Genomic DNA, 15717 nt, shown 5'->3' on the forward strand with positions numbered 1-15717 from the left:
GCGACTTACCAAACCTATGCAAACTCCGAATACCGACGAGTACAGCTTGGGAGACAGAGCACCGGGTGCTAACGTCCGGACTCAAGAGGGAAACAACCCAGACCGCCAGCTAAGGTCCCTAAAATTGGCTAAGTGGGAAACGAAGTGGGAAGGCTAAAACAGTCAGGATGTTGGCTTAGAAGCAGCCATCATTTAAAGAAAGCGTAATAGCTCACTGATCGAGTCGTCCTGCGCGGAAGATGTAACGGGGCTAAGCCAGTTACCGAAGCTGCGGATGTGCAATTTATTGCACGTGGTAGGAGAGCGTTCTGTAAGCCTGTGAAGGTGTCTGGTAACGGATGCTGGAGGTATCAGAAGTGCGAATGCTGACATGAGTAGCGTTAAAGGGGGTGAAAAGCCCCCTCGCCGTAAGCGCAAGGTTTCCTACGCAACGTTCATCGGCGTAGGGTAAGTCGGCCCCTAAGGCGAGGCAGAGATGCGTAGCTGATGGGAAACAGGTCAATATTCCTGTACCGATATGTAGTGCGATGTGGGGACGGAGAAGGTTAGCTCAGCCAACTGTTGGATATGTTGGTTCAAGCCTGTAGTCGTGCCTGGTAGGCAAATCCGCCAGGCTTAGATGAGGGGTGATAACGAGTGTGCTTGCACACGAAGTGAGTGATACCCTGCTTCCAGGAAAAGCCACTAAGCTTCAGCTACATACGACCGTACCGCAAACCGACACTGGTGCGCGAGATGAGTATTCTAAGGCGCTTGAGAGAACTCAGGAGAAGGAACTCGGCAAATTGACACCGTAACTTCGGGAGAAGGTGTACCCCAAGTAAGTGAAGTTGTACAAATGGAGCTCAAAGGGGTTGCAAAAAATTGGTGGCTGCGACTGTTTAATAAAAACACAGCACTCTGCAAACACGAAAGTGGACGTATAGGGTGTGACGCCTGCCCGGTGCTGGAAGATTAAATGATGGGGTGCAAGCTCTTGATTGAAGTCCCAGTAAACGGCGGCCGTAACTATAACGGTCCTAAGGTAGCGAAATTCCTTGTCGGGTAAGTTCCGACCTGCACGAATGGCGTAACGATGGCCACACTGTCTCCTCCTGAGACTCAGCGAAGTTGAAATGTTTGTGATGATGCAATCTCCCCGCGGAAAGACGGAAAGACCCCATGAACCTTTACTGTAGCTTTGTATTGGACTTTGAACGGATCTGTGTAGGATAGGTGGGAGGCTTTGAAGTGCGGTCGCTAGATCGCATGGAGCCAACGTTGAAATACCACCCTGGTGCGTTTGAGGTTCTAACCTAGGTCCATTATCTGGATCGGGGACAGTGCATGGTAGGCAGTTTGACTGGGGCGGTCTCCTCCCAAAGCGTAACGGAGGAGTTCGAAGGTACGCTAGTTACGGTCGGACATCGTGACGATAGTGCAATGGCATAAGCGTGCTTAACTGCGAGACTGACAAGTCGAGCAGATGCGAAAGCAGGACATAGTGATCCGGTGGTTCTGTATGGAAGGGCCATCGCTCAACGGATAAAAGGTACTCTGGGGATAACAGGCTGATACCGCCCAAGAGTTCATATCGACGGCGGTGTTTGGCACCTCGATGTCGGCTCATCTCATCCTGGGGCTGTAGTCGGTCCCAAGGGTATGGCTGTTCGCCATTTAAAGAGGTACGTGAGCTGGGTTTAAAACGTCGTGAGACAGTTTGGTCCCTATCTTCCGTGGGCGCTGCAGATTTGAGGAAGCCTGCTCCTAGTACGAGAGGACCGGAGTGGACACACCTCTGGTGTACCTGTTGTCACGCCAGTGGCATCGCAGGGTAGCTAAGTGTGGAAGAGATAACCGCTGAAAGCATCTAAGCGGGAAACTCGTTTCAAGATGAGATCTGCCGGGGCCTTGAGCCCCCTGAAGGGTCGTTGTAGACCACGACGTTGATAGGTTGGGTGTGGAAGCGCAGTAATGCGTTAAGCTAACCAATACTAATTGCCCGTGCGGCTTGACCCTATAACTTTGGGTTTAGCTCAGAATTTAAGACTGAATGATCTGGAGACGGACATTCAAGTTATGCCGAAAAGGCGCAATCGAAAAGCTGATTGAGACTCTATGAATTCGTTGGATTGAGAGGGAAGTCATTAAGAAGTTAATGGCAGCCGATTAATCTGACAAAAAGTTTATGCCTGATGACCATAGCAAGTTGGTACCACTCCTTCCCATCCCGAACAGGACAGTGAAACGACTTTGCGCCGATGATAGTGCGGGTTCCCGTGTGAAAGTAGGTCATCGTCAGGCTCTTACAGAGAGAAACCCCGTAGTCGAAAGGCTACGGGGTTTTTTATTTGATGAATCAGTATTCTTGATATTGCTTGCACAAGCAGTGGTCGTGGACAGGGAAGGAATCGAGTATGCAGTTGCAGGACATGTTGTATTCACAGGGCTTCGGGATTCGCCGTGTGTGCTCTGGCCTGGTGCAGCAGGGCTGGGTGGAACTGTGGAATACAGAGACCGAGGACTGGGAAAAAGTGCTGGATTCCACCCTGGATATTGACCCAGAAGGCATGAGCTTTCGGGTGCAGGGGGTGGAGTGGGAGTATCACGCTCTGGGCTATGTGCTGTTGAACAAACCTGCGGGCACTGAGTGTTCGCAAAAGCCATCGGCCTACCCCAGTATCTATACCTTGCTGCCATCTCCTTTGCGCCTGCGTCCCAATAAGGGGGCGGTGCAAGGTGTTCAGGCTGTGGGGCGTCTGGATCAGGATACGACGGGCATGCTGCTGCTCAGTGATGACGGGCAGTTCATTCACCGCATGGCTTCGCCCAAAAAGCATGTTTCCAAGATTTACCGCGTGACCTGCAAGCACGAGGTGGATGCCAAGCAGATCCAGAAGTTGCTGGATGGCGTGGTGCTGGATGATGATCCCAAGCCCGTGAAAGCTGCTGCTTGCGAGCAGGTGAGCAGCCATGTGCTGGATTTGACGCTGACTGAGGGAAAGTACCATCAGGTCAAGCGCATGATTGCGGCAGTGAGCAATCGCGTGGAGGAGTTGCATCGCCGCCGTATCGGTGGGCTGGAGCTGCCTGATGACTTGAAGCCCGGGCAGTGGCGCTGGCTGACAGCCGATGAGCTGGAGTTGCTCAAGCCAGGCAAGTAAGTCGGTCACCAACAAAAAAGCCTGCTGGCAATAACCAGCAGGCTTTTTTGTTGAATGGCATGTGTTTACTGGGTGCGTGTCGAGCCGGGCAAAGACACCTGCTGCAGCTTACCTGTGCTTTGAAGCATGGGGCCGGGCAAGAATTCAATGCCCGTGCGGCGCACCAGCTCTTCGTAGCTGATGGGCTGGGTTACGCGGGCTGCGTCGTCATTGGCCTGCCAATGTGCCCATGCACGATGGCTTTGGGCGTCATAAACCAGTTTGTAGAGAAAGCTGGGCACCCGAACCTGGTTGCTGCCAACGGTGCCGGAATCAGCTGCGAAAACAGGGCCGGTGATGACATAGACATCGCCTGTTGCACGTTGAGCGTAGCTGCGGGTGTCTTTTTCGATGCGGGCCCATGGGCCGCCGTTTTGCTTGATGGACTGAGGCACCATATTGGCCAGAGAAAAGCTCTGGGCCATGGCCTGCGCAGTGGGCATATCGCCAGCAGGTGCCATGTGGCCGCGTGAGTAGCCTGAGCGCTTGTAGTCGTCCAGTTCTGCGCGCTCATCACGGGGCAGACGGGCATCGCTGTAGAACTTGTTGGTGCGCTTTTCGTCTGCATCATTGACCAGGGCGCGGTTCAGGCGCTGCGCGACGAACACAGGGGTTTTGCTCTGGCCACTGTGCAGTACAGCGAATGCGTCATAGCACAGGGCACGCAGCTTGGGCTGATCGCTGAGGACTGGCGGCTTGCCATTGGCAAAGAATTGCGGGCATTGGCTGAAGCCCTGGGTGATGCGTGTAGGGTTCCTGACCTGAATGACGGCGGCAGAACTGGGCTCTGTCGGCAAAGGCATCTTGGCCGTACAGGCGACGCTGCTGAAGGTCAGAAGTGCAATGCCCAGCCAGCGGGTCAGCAAGGGATGGGCAGCATGGGAGAAGGAAGACGGTGCTGAAAAAGCAGAAGACATGCGCAAGAAGGCGAGAGGAAAAAGACGAAAGAGTCAGGGTGAAGAGACAGTTGCCAGCCGCAATGGCTGGCAGGCCGCTATCTAAATAAGAGCTGCCAGCGCATTCTTCGAAAGCAATAGAGGGAAAAAGTTTCCTGAAAACGTATGTCAGCAGGCGCTAGCTGCTCATATTTTCTGTGAAATGGCGACTTGCGCGATGCAGGAGCTGCAGGTTCAGGGCTTTGATGCTTGCTCTGAAGCTGGTGTGCCGTGCATCAGCAGCAACTGCAAAGCTTCCTGGGTTTGCAGGTGTAAATGCTTCAAGGTCTCGTCTTTTTCGGGCAAAAGGATATAGCGGCCATGCGCATCTTTGGCATAGGGCTGGCCCAGCAGTTCTGCCATGTCGATCTGGTAGTAGCTGCGATCACCATAAGGACGTTTGCCATCGATATACGGCATGGGCCACAACGTCTGGCTGCTCTCTTCATTGGCCAGGACGTCGGAGACGTTATCAGCGCCGATTTCGCGCCATTGGGCTGCGTGCAGCAAAGGCAGGTGCTCGGGCTGAAACTCGAAGGGGCGGGGTTGCCCATCGCGTGAAAAGTCTGCTGGCAGTGTGTAGATGCCGGTTGGCAAGGCGGCTGATGCGACAAACTCCGGAATCCAGAGGCAGACCTCGGCCAATAGCTGGGTGGCCAGAGTCGGGTTCTGAATCTGCAAAATCTGCTGGGCATTTTCCAGACTGGAATGAGGCCCGCGCAGGGGCTGCAATGGATCAATGCCGGGGGCGCCGGATTCGATGGGAAACCAGCTCACGCGCAGTTGGCGTATCAGCTGTAGATGCTGAGCCGTCAGCGGCGGCAGAGGGCTGGAGAAAACTGCCTGAACAATGGCGTGGCGATCCGCATTGCCCGCGTGTTTGCGCATCCACAGCCAGCCCAAAGAGCCGGTGGCAGCGACAGCGATGGCGGCGAGTGTGGCAAGCCACTGCCTGCGCTTCATGGGCGCTGGAATTCAGTCATCAATGGACGCGCTCCAGCGATCGCCCCAGCCGCTGCTGGCGGGGTCTTTGCGCAAACGGTCTATATCGCGCCGGTCGCGTTTGGTGGGGCGGCCGGTGTGCAGCGCTGCAAGAGCGGCAGAAGGCTCGGGCGCAAGACGGCGCTGCTCGGCAAGCTCTGCGCGCAGGGCAAGGCTTTGGGGCGTTTCTTCATACAGCTGCTGGGCGACGGGGGCTGGGCCGCGCATGCCGCTCAATCCCCGCACCACCACTTCCCGGGGCACATTGCCCTGGCGCAGATCAATGGTGTCACCCACCCGCACTTCTCGGGATGCCTTGGCGTTGGCCTTGTTGACGGTGACCCGGCCTTTGCCGATTTCGTCCACGGCCAGACTGCGCGTTTTGTAAAAACGTGCGCACCACAGCCATTTGTCCAGACGCATGGAATCAATTTCGCTCATGCCAATATTTTGCCTGTCGGTGAGGTGGGATATCAATCCTGCGCCGCATCGCTATCCGCAGCCTTGAGTGGCAGTTGCACACGCGCCTGAAGGCCGCAGATTCTGCCCTGCGCATCATGCTGGTTGCGCAGCTCAATCTGGCCGCCAAGTGTCTGCACAATTTCCTGGCAAATGGCCAGACCAAGGCCGGATCCGCTATGCGCGTTACCCGCAGAAAATGGCTGAAATAGGCGCTGAGCCAGCTCTTCATCAATGCCGCTGCCGCTGTCTTCGATGCAGAGCAGCGCACGGCCATCTTCGGGTTTGAGGCTGATTTGCAGGCGCCCGTGATGGGGTGTGTGGCGTATGGCGTTGTGCAGCAGATTGCGTGTCAGCTCGCGCAGCATCCATTCGTGTGCAGGCACGGGGCAGGGCTCGGTGTCCATGCCAAAGTCCAGATCATGCTCGGCAATCAGGGGCGATATCTCCAGCGCAACATCTCGAACCACTTCGTCGAAAGCACTGAGGCTGTCGGCAGGACGGGCGCTGTCTTGCTGACGCAATTGCTCTACCTTGGCAAGAGCCAGCATCTGGTTGGCCACGCGTGTGGCGCGGTCCACGGTGTCGTCGATTTCTTCAAAGGCCAGCGCTGGGGGAATATCGCCACGCTTGGCCGATTGCACCTGCACCTTGAGCACGGCCAGTGGCGTGCGCAACTGGTGCGAGGCATCGCGTACAAAGCGTTTCTGGTCATTGAGCAAACGCCGCAGCCTTTGCATGGTGTGGTTGGTGGCTTCCAGCAGGGGCTGAATTTCACGCGGTGCCTCTGGCGCGTTGAGGGGGCTCAGGTCACCCTGGTCGCGCTCTTGCAGATCATGGCTGAGCTGGCGAATAGGCTGGGTGGCGCGCTGCACGACGATGATGACGATTAGTGCTACCACCAGCACCAGCAGCGCCTGGCCGATCAAGGTGTCGCGCAGAATCTGCAGGGCCAGCGATTCGCGCAGCTCCAGCGTTTCGGCGACCTGAATGACGGCCATGCCGCGGCCACTGGCACTGGCGACGGGCTGGAGCAGCACGGCCACGCGCACGGGGTGGCCACGAAACTCTGCATCGTAAAAGTCCACCAGCGCGGCATAAGGCGGGCGCTGCGGAATCTTGCCGTGCCACATGGGCAGCTCGGAAAAGCCGGAGATCAGCTTGCCATCCAGCGTGGAGACGCGATAGAACATGCGGCTTTGGTTGTCGGCCTCGAAAATCTCCAGCGCCGAGTAGGGAACGATGGCGCGCAGCTGCGCTTCATCGTCATAGCCCACCACGCCAATTTGCTCGCTGATGCTTTTGGCGGAGGCCAGCAGCGTGCGGTCATAGGCGGTGTGCAAGGAGGACAGCGTCTGCCCGTACAGACTCCAGGCGTTGAGCGCAATCAAGGCCAGCACCGGCAGCAAAATGCCCGTCAGCAGCAGGCGGCGCAGCGACCACACGCTTTTGCGGGGGGCTGCGGAGCCTGTCATGCCGCAGCCTCTGCCTTGATGAGGTAGCCCAAGCCACGCAATGTGACTAGCTGCAGGCCGGTACCTGTCAACTTTTTGCGCAGGCGGTAGGCCACGACTTCCACCGCTTCATATTGCACATCGGTTTCGCCGGGAAAGACGAGACTGAAGAGCCGCTCCTTGGCCACGGCATGACCGGGGCGTGCCAGCAGGGCATGCATCATGGCCAGCTCGCGCGGGGTGAGTTCGAAAATTTCATCATGCAGATAGATGGCGCCGCTTTCTTTTTCATAGCGGATAGCGCCTATCTGCATTGACTCATGTGCTGATTTGGGTGTGAAACTGTCCTGGCTGCGACGCAGCAGGGCACGCAGTCTGGCTTCCAGCTCATCCAGATCAAAAGGCTTGGCCAGATAGTCATCGGCCCCCGCATTCAGGCCCAGTACGCGGTCGCCCACGGTGCCGCGTGCGGTCAGGATCAGCACGGGCGTGCGCAGGCCCTGGGCGCGGGCGCGCTCCAGCACCTGCAGTCCATCCATGCCGGGCAGGGTCAGGTCCAGCACGACGGCCCCGGGTTCGCGGGTTTGCCAGTGGGCCAGGGCGCTGGGGCCATCCGCAGCCACCTCAACGTGCAGGCCACGGCGCATCAGCGTGCGCTGCAGCGTGGTGCGCATGGCGGAGTCATCTTCTACAAGCAGTAAATGCATGGCGCTGAACATAGCACTGTGCTGCAGGTGCTCAGGTAATGTCCCGAAAAGTTCAGAGAATGAAGGCTTTGATCTAGGGATAGCCCTAGTGAGTTGGACAGCTGTTTGACAGGCAGGCTGTCCATGATTGACAGCACCAACTACATAAGGAGTACACCATGCGTCGTGATACGTTTCTGAAGTCTCTGGCAGCCTTGGCGGCAGCTGGCGCGTTGCCGCTGTCGGCACAGGCCGCTGCAGCCATCAAGATGATGCTGCCAGCCAACCCCGGTGGTGGCTGGGACACGACTGGCCGTGCCCTGGGCAAGGCTTTGCAGGACGCAGGTGTGGCTTCTTCCGTCACGTATGACAACAAGGGCGGCGCTGCGGGTGCCATCGGTCTGGCCCAGTTCGTCAATGGCAGCAAGGGTGATCCCAACGCCATGATGGTGATGGGCGCGGTGATGCTGGGTGGCATCATCACCGGCAAGCCTCCGGTCAACCTGAGCCAGGCTACGCCTCTGGCCCGTCTGACCAGCGAATACAACGTGTTTGTGCTGCCTGCCAACTCGCCTTACAAGAGCATGGCGGAAGTGGTGGCCCAGCTCAAGAAAGACCCAGGTTCCATCAAGTGGGGCGGCGGCTCGCGTGGTTCCACCGAGCACATTGCTGCGGCCATGATTGCCCGTGAAGTGGGCGTGGACCCTGCCAAGATCAACTACGTGGCTTTCCGTGGGGGCGGTGAGGCGATCTCCGCCATTCTGGGTGGCAACGTGACTGTGGGCGGCAGCGGCTTCAGCGAATTTGCGGAATACATCTCCACCGGCAAGATGAAGCCCATTGGCGTGACCGCAGGTCAGCGTCTCAAGGGTGCTGCAGCCAGCATCCCTACGCTCAAGGAGCAGGGCATCAACGTGGAAATCGGCAACTGGCGCGGTGTTTACGGTGCGCCCGGCATTTCCAAGGCGCAGCGCGATGAGCTGGTTGCCCAGATCGAAAAAGCCACCAAGAGCAAGGCCTGGGCCGAAGCTCTGCAAAAGAACGACTGGACGCCCGCATGGCTGGGCGGCGATGCTTTCGGCAAGTTTGTGGACGATGAGTTCGCCAGCCTGCGCGCCACCATGGCCAAGTCCGGCATGATCTGATGATCTCAAGGCCACGGCGTTCTGCAGTGGCCTTTTTCAGAACATGGCACAGGGCTGGTGACTTCAGCCCTGATCGCGTTGTGTTCTGCCGTTTTCCCCCTCGCACTGATTGATGGCCTGCCCCAAAAATGGCGCAAGCCAGGGTTTGTGCAACCCCATGATGCTGTCAGAGCTGCTTGCACAGCGGCGCTGACAGGTTCCGAAAATCACTGAAATCAAACACATCCATCATGTCTGATTCCTTTCAAGATCTGGCCAGGGCTGCGGAGGCCGCACAGGCTTCGGCCTATGCAGACCCCGATGAGCCGCAAAGCCCCAATGTGCCTTCCAAAAAGGCCCAGACCATTGTGGGGGCCGGCGTGCTGCTGGTCGCTGCAGGCCTGGCCTTTGGCGCGCTGCAGATTCCTTCCGATTCTGGCTATGGCGGCGTAGGCCCCAACTTCCTGCCCTGGGTTTGCGCTGTGGTGCTGGGCATTTGTGGTGCCCTGCTGATCTGGGAAGCCCAGACCGGCGGCTTTCGCCATGCAGCGGACCCGGGTGGCAGCCCCAAGGCTGACATCGTGCCCTTTGTCTGGGTCTCTGCTGGCCTGCTGGTCAATGCAGCACTGATCGGCACCATTGGCTTCATCCTGAGCTGCACCGTCTGCTATGTGCTGGCCGTGCAGGGCCTGCGCCGCGCGGCGCACCAGTCGCAGGCTTCGGCGCCTGGCACCTGGGTCAAGGATGTGATTACGGGCCTGCTGATCTCGGCTCCCGTGTTCTGGATGTTTACGCAATTCCTGGCCATCAACCTGCCAGGCCTGACTCAGACGGGGTGGCTGTAATGGAAATTTTCAACGCATTGATGGCGGGCTTTGCCACGGCCATCACGCCCGCCAATTTGCTGTGGGCTCTGGTCGGCTGTGCACTGGGTACAGCCGTGGGCGTGTTGCCTGGCATCGGCCCCGCAGTGGCCGTGGCCATGCTGCTGCCCATTACTGCCAAGGTCGATGTCACGGCTTCGATGATTTTCTTTTCCGGCATCTACTACGGTGCCATGTACGGTGGCTCAACCACTTCCATCTTGCTGAACACGCCGGGTGAAACGGCTTCCATGGTCACGGCCATGGAGGGCAACAAGATGGCCAAGAGCGGGCGAGCGGGGGCGGCGCTGGCAACGGCGGCCATAGGCTCGTTTGTGGCGGGTACCTTTGCCACCATCGTCGTCACCTTGTTTGCCCCCTATGTGGCGGACTTTGCCGTCAAGCTGGGCCCACCTGAATACTTCATGCTGATGGTGCTGGCTTTCACCACGGTGAGTGCGGTGCTGGGCCAAAGCTCGCTGCGCGGCATGACAGCGCTGTTTGTGGGTCTGGCTGCTGGCCTGATCGGCATGGACCAGATCTCTGGTGCGGCACGCTACACCGGCGGCAAGATGGAGTTGCTGGATGGCATCGATATCGTGCTGGTGGCCGTGGGCCTGTTTGCGGTGGCTGAAGTGCTGTATGCCGCCATGTATGAAGGCAAGGTAGAGGAATCCCAGAACAAGCTGACCCGCGTGCACATGACCAAGCGCGACTGGAAGCGTTCCTGGCCCGCATGGATTCGCGGCACGCTGCTGGGCACACCCTTTGGCTGCATCCCTGCTGGCGGTACCGAGATTCCCACCTTCCTGAGCTACGCGACCGAGAAGAAGCTGGCCAAGGGCGAGGACAAGGCCGAGTTCGGCGGCAAGGGCGCGATTGAAGGCGTGGCCGGCCCCGAAGCAGCCAACAACGCCACGGTGACTGCGGCGCTGATTCCGCTGCTGACGCTGGGCATTCCCACCAGCAACACCACGGCGGTGCTGCTGGGCGCTTTCCAGAACTACGGCATCAATCCCGGCCCACAGCTGTTCACCAGCTCGGCGGCTCTGGTCTGGGCGCTGATTGCATCGCTGTATATCGGCAACGTCATGCTGCTGGTGCTGAACCTGCCCATGGTGGGCCTGTGGGTCAAGCTGCTGAAGATTCCACGTCCTCAGTTGTACGCGGGCATTCTGATCTTCGCAACGGTCGGTGCCTATGGCATGCGTCAAAGCGCTTTCGATCTGTTCCTGCTCTACGGTATTGGCGTGCTGGGCGTGATCATGCGCCGCTTTGACTTCCCCACCGCACCTGTGGTGGTTGGCATGATTCTGGGCCCATTGGCCGAAGCCCAGATGCGCAACGCCGTGTCGATTGGCGAAGGCAGCTGGATGATCTTCCTGCAGCGCCCCATGTCGCTGACGCTGATCGTGATCGTGCTGGCTGTGCTGATTGTTCCCCGTGTGCTCAAGCGCATGTCGGCATCCAAGGAGGCGGCAGCTAGCTGAGCCTGAAATGATTGCCTAGTTTGCTGCGGGCGTCTGACGCATGGACCCCGCTGCATTTTTCATCCCCCGCCTGGCTTGCTGTGCGGGGGATTTTTTATTGAGGCTCAAAGTGCTTCGGTCGCTTATCTGTAAAGCGCTGGCAGCTATCCTTTTGATAAATGGGGTGCAAACCTCTGCAGGTGTTGCGGCCGATGGATTGGCCGGTGGCCCAAATCCTTGGCGAGCATCTCAATTCTCGATAGATCCTAGGGAATCCCCTTGGAAGCACCGACTTGATTTGTTTTTATAGTTATAAAAAATATCTAGTTTGAGTCCGGAGATAGCATGGCAGTGGAACAAGGGCAGGAGCTGTGGCAGCCCACACAGCAGCAGGTGGAGCAAAGCGGCCTGTGGCATTACATGAACTGGCTGCGCGAAAGCCGTGGCCGTGACTTCCCGGATTACGCGGCGCTGTGGGAATGGTCGGCCACGGATATTGAAGGCTTCTGGCGCTCCATCTGGGACTACTTCCATATTCAGGCTGACGGCGACCCCACCCAGGTGCTGAGCAGCCACAAAATGCCAGGCGCGCAGTGGTTTCCTGATACCGCACTCAACTACGCCGAACATATCTTTCGCAATGCCACAGACCAGCGCCCCGCCATCATTGCGCGCTGCGAAGGCAGCCAGCCCGTCGAGATGTCATGGCAGCAGCTGCAGCGTGATGTAGGGGCACTGGCAGCCACGCTGCGTGGGCTGGGCATAGAGCGCGGTGACCGCGTTGTGGCCTATCTCTCCAACGTGCCGCAGACCGTGGTGGCTTTTCTGGCCTGCGCCAGCATTGGCGCCATCTGGTCCAGTTGCGCACCGGAAATGGGCGTTTCCGTGGTGCTGGACCGCTTTCAGCAAATTGCGCCCAAGCTGATTTTTGCCACCGACAGCTACACCTATGCGGGCAAACAGTTTGATCGCCGCGAGGTGCTGAACGAGGTATTGCAAGGCCTGCCTGATATTGCGAATGTGATCCATGTGCCGGGCCCCCTGTTCGGCCGCGACGCAGAGCATGCATCTGTGCCCTGGCGCGACTGCATGGGCTGGAGCGATGCAACGCGGGATGAAGCGCCGCTGCAGTTCGAGCGCGTGCCGTTCTCGCACCCGCTGTGGGTGGTCTATTCGTCGGGCACGACCGGCTTGCCCAAAGCCATGGTGCACAGCCATGGCGGCATTGTTCTCACGCATCTGAAAACCAACCGCCTGCAGCACGATGTGCTGCCCGGCGATCGTTTCATGTTCCTGGGCAGCACGGGCTGGATTGTCTGGAATCTGATGATTGGCAGTCTGCTGGCTGGCGCGACCGTGGTGCTGTCCGATGGCAACCCCACAGCGCCCAATGACGCTGCGCTGTGGGACTTTATCGACCAGTACCAGGTCAGCATCTTTGGCTGCGGCGCGGCTTTCCTCATCAAGAGCATGAAGGATGGTGTGCAGCCCAGCCAGGGCCGAAAGTTCGAAAAGCTGCGTGCCATCAACTCCACAGGCTCGCCGCTGCCGCTGGATGCCTATGCCTGGGTGTATGACAACGTCAAGCGTGACCTGTGGCTGGCCTCAATCAGCGGCGGCACGGACATCGCTTCGGGCTTTGTGGCCTGTGCGCCCATACTGCCGGTCAATGCTGGTGAGATTCAGTGCCGCGAGCTGGGCGTGGCTGCCTATGCCTTCAATGAGCAAGGCGAGAAAGTGATTGGCGAGGTGGGTGAGTTGGTGATTACCGAGCCCATGCCCTCCATGCCCGTGTTCTTCTGGAACGATGAGCAAGGCGCTCGCTATTACGACAGCTATTTCGATGTCTTCCCCGGCTACTGGCGCCATGGCGACTGGATCGAGTTCAGTCAGCGCGGCACGGCGGTAATTTATGGCCGCTCCGACAGCACCATCAACCGCTTCGGCATACGCATGGGCACGGCAGAAATCTACCGCGTGGTGGAGGAGCTGGACGCCGTCAAGGACAGCCTGGTGGTCGATCTCGAATATCTGGGGCGCCCCTCCTTCATGCCGCTGTTTGTGACGCTGGGCGATGGCCAATCGCTGACGGACGAGCTGATTGCCCAGATCAAGAACGCCATCAAGAACAAGGCATCAGCGCGCCATGTGCCCAATGTTGTGGTGCAGGTGGCAGAGATTCCGCGCACACTGACGGGCAAGAAGATGGAAGTGCCGGTGCGCAAGCTGCTGCTGGGGGCTGATGCCGCCAAGGTGGCCAGCCCGGATGCCATGGCCAACCCGTCCAGTATTGACTTCTTTATTCAATTTCGAGAGCAGATACCCAAGGATTGATAAGGACCTTGGACCGATTTGACCCATAACTCACAAAAGCAGGCCCACTCATGAACCATCAAGACCTGATCGCTATCGACTTCCACACCCATGCCGAAGTCAGCTGCCGCAACCCCTTCGACAGCTATGGTGAGGAATACGACCGCGCGGCCGACAAATACTTCGGTAGCTCGCTGCGCCCCACCATTGCCGAGACCATTGCCTATTACCGCGAGCGCAAAATCGGTCTGGTGATGTTCACCGTGGATAGCGAGGCGCAACTGGGCCGCCGCCGCATTCCCAATGAAGAGATTGCCGACGCCGCGCGTGAGAACAGCGACATGATGGTGGCGTTTGCCAGCATCGACCCGCATAAGGGCAAGATGGGGGCACGCGAGGCCGAGCGCCTGATTACCGAATGCGGCGTCAAGGGCTTCAAGTTCCACCCTACGGTGCAGGGCTTTCACCCCTATGACCGCATGGCCTGGCCTATTTATGAGGTCATCAACCACTACAAGCTGCCCGCCATCTTTCACACCGGCCACAGCGGTATCGGCAGCGGAATGAAGTGCGGTGGCGGCTTGCGCCTGGCCTATAGCAACCCCATGCTGCTGGACGATGTGGCCGTGGACTTTGGTGATATGCAGATCGTCATGGCCCACCCCAGCTTCCCCTGGCAGGATGAGGCGATCTCGGTGGCGCTGCACAAGCCCAATGTCTGGATTGACCTCTCGGGCTGGAGCCCCAAGTACTTCCCCAAGCAGCTGATCCAGTACGCCAACACCCTGCTCAAGGATCGCGTGCTGTTCGGCAGCGACTTCCCGCTGATTACGCCAGATCGCTGGATGAAAGACTTTGAAGTGGCTGGCTTCAAGCCCGAAGTCATGCCCGGCATCCTCAAGGGCAATGCCGTGCGCCTGCTGGAACTCGATGGCAAGCGCGAGTAAAGCAGCAAGAACTCCCGCAAAAAAGGATCACGCAACCGTGATCCATTTTTTATTCCTCGTCCTGAAGCCAGCCCTGGTGTGCGGCTACGCGTGCGGTGAACTGTCGGGCCAGGGCCTGCGCAGTTGCGCGTTGCTGTGTCAGCCACTGGCGTTCCTCATCAGACTGCAATTCGCGCGGTGGCTGCAGGTCTCCCATGGCGTGAACCAGCAGGTCTTCAAAGCCTTTCCAGCGCTCTTGCGCATCGGGCATTTTGCGCAGCAAGTTGGTGTAGAGGTTTTCCAGCAAAGCCTCATGCAGCGCCAGTCGGCTGGCCAATTCAAGCCCAAAGTTGTCAGACGGATTCATTGCAAACGCATTTGAGATAAATAGCTGCATTTTCCATGACAAAGCGCCTGGCGCCTGCTTGGGTTTGTCTCCATTTTTTGGGTGCTTGCGTCGGCCGCCAGGTCAGCCTGCTGAAGAAACAAAAAAAGCCGCCAGGCCGTAGAGGCGTGGCGGCTTGCAAGACAAGCGCAATTTAACTTAGCAAGATCGCTCAGGGTTTGGCAGTAGCCAGCACGCGGCCTTGCTTGTCGCGGATTTCGATGGCCATGGGCTCAAAGCGCACATTGTTGCTGCCCACGGGAACATCCATGGCAAACAGGTACATGCGCGCCTGCAACTGGTACTTGGTGCGCAGTTGCTCGATCTCGCGGGCCACGTTCTCATCGCTGACCTTGAGCAGCGCGAAGGGTTCGATATGGTCGAACTCTGCCTTGTAGCCGTAGATGTCGTTGAAATAGCGGTAGGAGCCAGAGCTCAGCAGCTTCATGGGGAAAGCCGACTGGTTGAAGTCAAAGGTCTCCAGCGGGGTATCGCTCAAATCCATATAGACATAGCGGCGGCTCTTGGCGCCTTCAATTTCCTGATCGATGCCGGGCTTGAGTGCCTTGAGCATGTCATTCTTCTTGAAGTTATCGCTCTCATTGTTGTAGTTACGCGAAATGTTGTTGGCAATGGCGGAGTAGTCGGCAGGCATGCCGCTGAGCGCCAGGTTCAAGAACATCAGCTGCTTGCCGCTGTCCAGCTCGACATATTCGTTCAGTGCCTTTGCCTTGTCGCCACGAGGCGCTTTGGCGGCAATGGTTTCCTTGGCTTTTTCTTCTACCTTGCTTTTGCTGGCATCCGACAGGCTGGGCTTGGGGGCTTCGGTCTTGGGGGTATCACCGTCAGATTTGCCACAGGCGGTCAGGGCCAGAGCAGCGGACAGGGTTGTCAGGGTCAACAGGTATTTCATGGTGATCTTTCGGTTCTTGATAGAGGC

13 protein-coding genes and 2 rRNA genes (1 of these 15 cut by a window edge) are annotated in these 15717 nt (G+C 58.2%); 8 read left to right on the forward strand and 7 right to left on the reverse strand.

The window, feature by feature from the left end; all coding sequences use genetic code 11:
• The 3 genes from JDW18_RS06630 to JDW18_RS06640 all read left to right on the forward strand — a co-directional run.
• Window positions 1–1998, forward strand: a 23S ribosomal RNA gene (locus JDW18_RS06630) (it extends 880 nt beyond the left edge of the window).
• Between the two features lie 172 nt (window positions 1999–2170).
• A 5S ribosomal RNA gene (gene rrf / locus JDW18_RS06635) occupies window positions 2171–2283 on the forward strand.
• Between the two features lie 113 nt (window positions 2284–2396).
• Window positions 2397–3143, forward strand: a complete 747-nt coding sequence (locus JDW18_RS06640; protein ID WP_218242902.1) for a 16S rRNA pseudouridine(516) synthase — start codon at window positions 2397–2399, stop codon at window positions 3141–3143.
• A 65-nt stretch (window positions 3144–3208) separates the two neighbouring features.
• Here the strand turns inward: JDW18_RS06640 and JDW18_RS06645 are convergent, their stop codons facing one another.
• The 5 genes from JDW18_RS06645 to JDW18_RS06665 all read right to left on the reverse strand — a co-directional run bounded on the left by JDW18_RS06645 (window position 3209) and on the right by JDW18_RS06665 (window position 7730).
• The gene (locus JDW18_RS06645) at window positions 3209–3985 is read right to left on the reverse strand and encodes a DNA/RNA non-specific endonuclease (RefSeq protein WP_218243789.1); all 777 of its coding nucleotides are present in this window, start codon (window positions 3983–3985) and stop codon (window positions 3209–3211) included.
• 327 nt (window positions 3986–4312) lie between these two features.
• Complete coding sequence (locus JDW18_RS06650; protein WP_218242903.1) at window positions 4313–5080, reverse strand: hypothetical protein; 768 nt, start codon at window positions 5078–5080, stop codon at window positions 4313–4315.
• 12 nt (window positions 5081–5092) lie between these two features.
• Window positions 5093–5539, reverse strand: coding sequence for an RNA-binding S4 domain-containing protein (locus JDW18_RS06655; RefSeq protein WP_218242904.1), 447 nt, complete (start codon window positions 5537–5539; stop codon window positions 5093–5095).
• Between the two features lie 32 nt (window positions 5540–5571).
• Entirely contained in the window at window positions 5572–7032 is a 1461-nt protein-coding gene (locus JDW18_RS06660) for a sensor histidine kinase (RefSeq protein WP_218242905.1), read from the reverse strand.
• A complete protein-coding gene (locus JDW18_RS06665) occupies window positions 7029–7730 on the reverse strand; it encodes a response regulator (RefSeq protein ID WP_218242906.1) in 702 nt (233 codons plus the stop codon). The genes JDW18_RS06660 and JDW18_RS06665 overlap by 4 nt, the downstream gene beginning before the upstream one ends.
• 146 nt (window positions 7731–7876) lie before the next feature.
• Here JDW18_RS06665 and JDW18_RS06670 point away from each other — a divergent pair, with 146 nt between their 5' ends.
• The 5 genes from JDW18_RS06670 to JDW18_RS06690 all read left to right on the forward strand — a co-directional run bounded on the left by JDW18_RS06670 (window position 7877) and on the right by JDW18_RS06690 (window position 14413).
• Window positions 7877–8842, forward strand: coding sequence for a Bug family tripartite tricarboxylate transporter substrate binding protein (locus JDW18_RS06670; protein WP_218242907.1), 966 nt, complete (start codon window positions 7877–7879; stop codon window positions 8840–8842).
• 230 nt (window positions 8843–9072) lie between these two features.
• Window positions 9073–9666: a tripartite tricarboxylate transporter TctB family protein gene (locus tag JDW18_RS06675; RefSeq protein ID WP_218242908.1), complete on the forward strand. Its 594-nt coding sequence runs from the start codon at window positions 9073–9075 to the stop codon at window positions 9664–9666.
• Window positions 9666–11174, forward strand: coding sequence for a tripartite tricarboxylate transporter permease (locus JDW18_RS06680; protein ID WP_218242909.1), 1509 nt, complete (start codon window positions 9666–9668; stop codon window positions 11172–11174). The genes JDW18_RS06675 and JDW18_RS06680 overlap by 1 nt, the downstream gene beginning before the upstream one ends.
• 324 nt (window positions 11175–11498) lie before the next feature.
• Window positions 11499–13487: an acetoacetate--CoA ligase gene (locus JDW18_RS06685; protein ID WP_218242910.1), complete on the forward strand. Its 1989-nt coding sequence runs from the start codon at window positions 11499–11501 to the stop codon at window positions 13485–13487.
• Between the two features lie 50 nt (window positions 13488–13537).
• Window positions 13538–14413, forward strand: a complete 876-nt coding sequence (locus JDW18_RS06690; RefSeq protein ID WP_218242911.1) for an amidohydrolase family protein — start codon at window positions 13538–13540, stop codon at window positions 14411–14413.
• Window positions 14414–14462: 49 nt separating this feature from the next.
• Here JDW18_RS06690 and JDW18_RS06695 read toward each other — a convergent pair whose 3' ends face one another.
• Window positions 14463–14759: a hypothetical protein gene (locus JDW18_RS06695; protein ID WP_218242912.1), complete on the reverse strand. Its 297-nt coding sequence runs from the start codon at window positions 14757–14759 to the stop codon at window positions 14463–14465.
• A gap of 190 nt (window positions 14760–14949) precedes the next feature.
• On the reverse strand, window positions 14950–15690 hold the full coding sequence (locus tag JDW18_RS06700) for a hypothetical protein (protein WP_218242913.1): 741 nt from the start codon (window positions 15688–15690) through the stop codon (window positions 14950–14952).
• Between the last annotated feature and the right edge of the window lie 27 nt (window positions 15691–15717).

This window comes from Comamonas fluminis (genome assembly GCF_019186805.1).
Classification (GTDB): Bacteria; Pseudomonadota; Gammaproteobacteria; order Burkholderiales; family Burkholderiaceae_C; genus Comamonas; species Comamonas fluminis.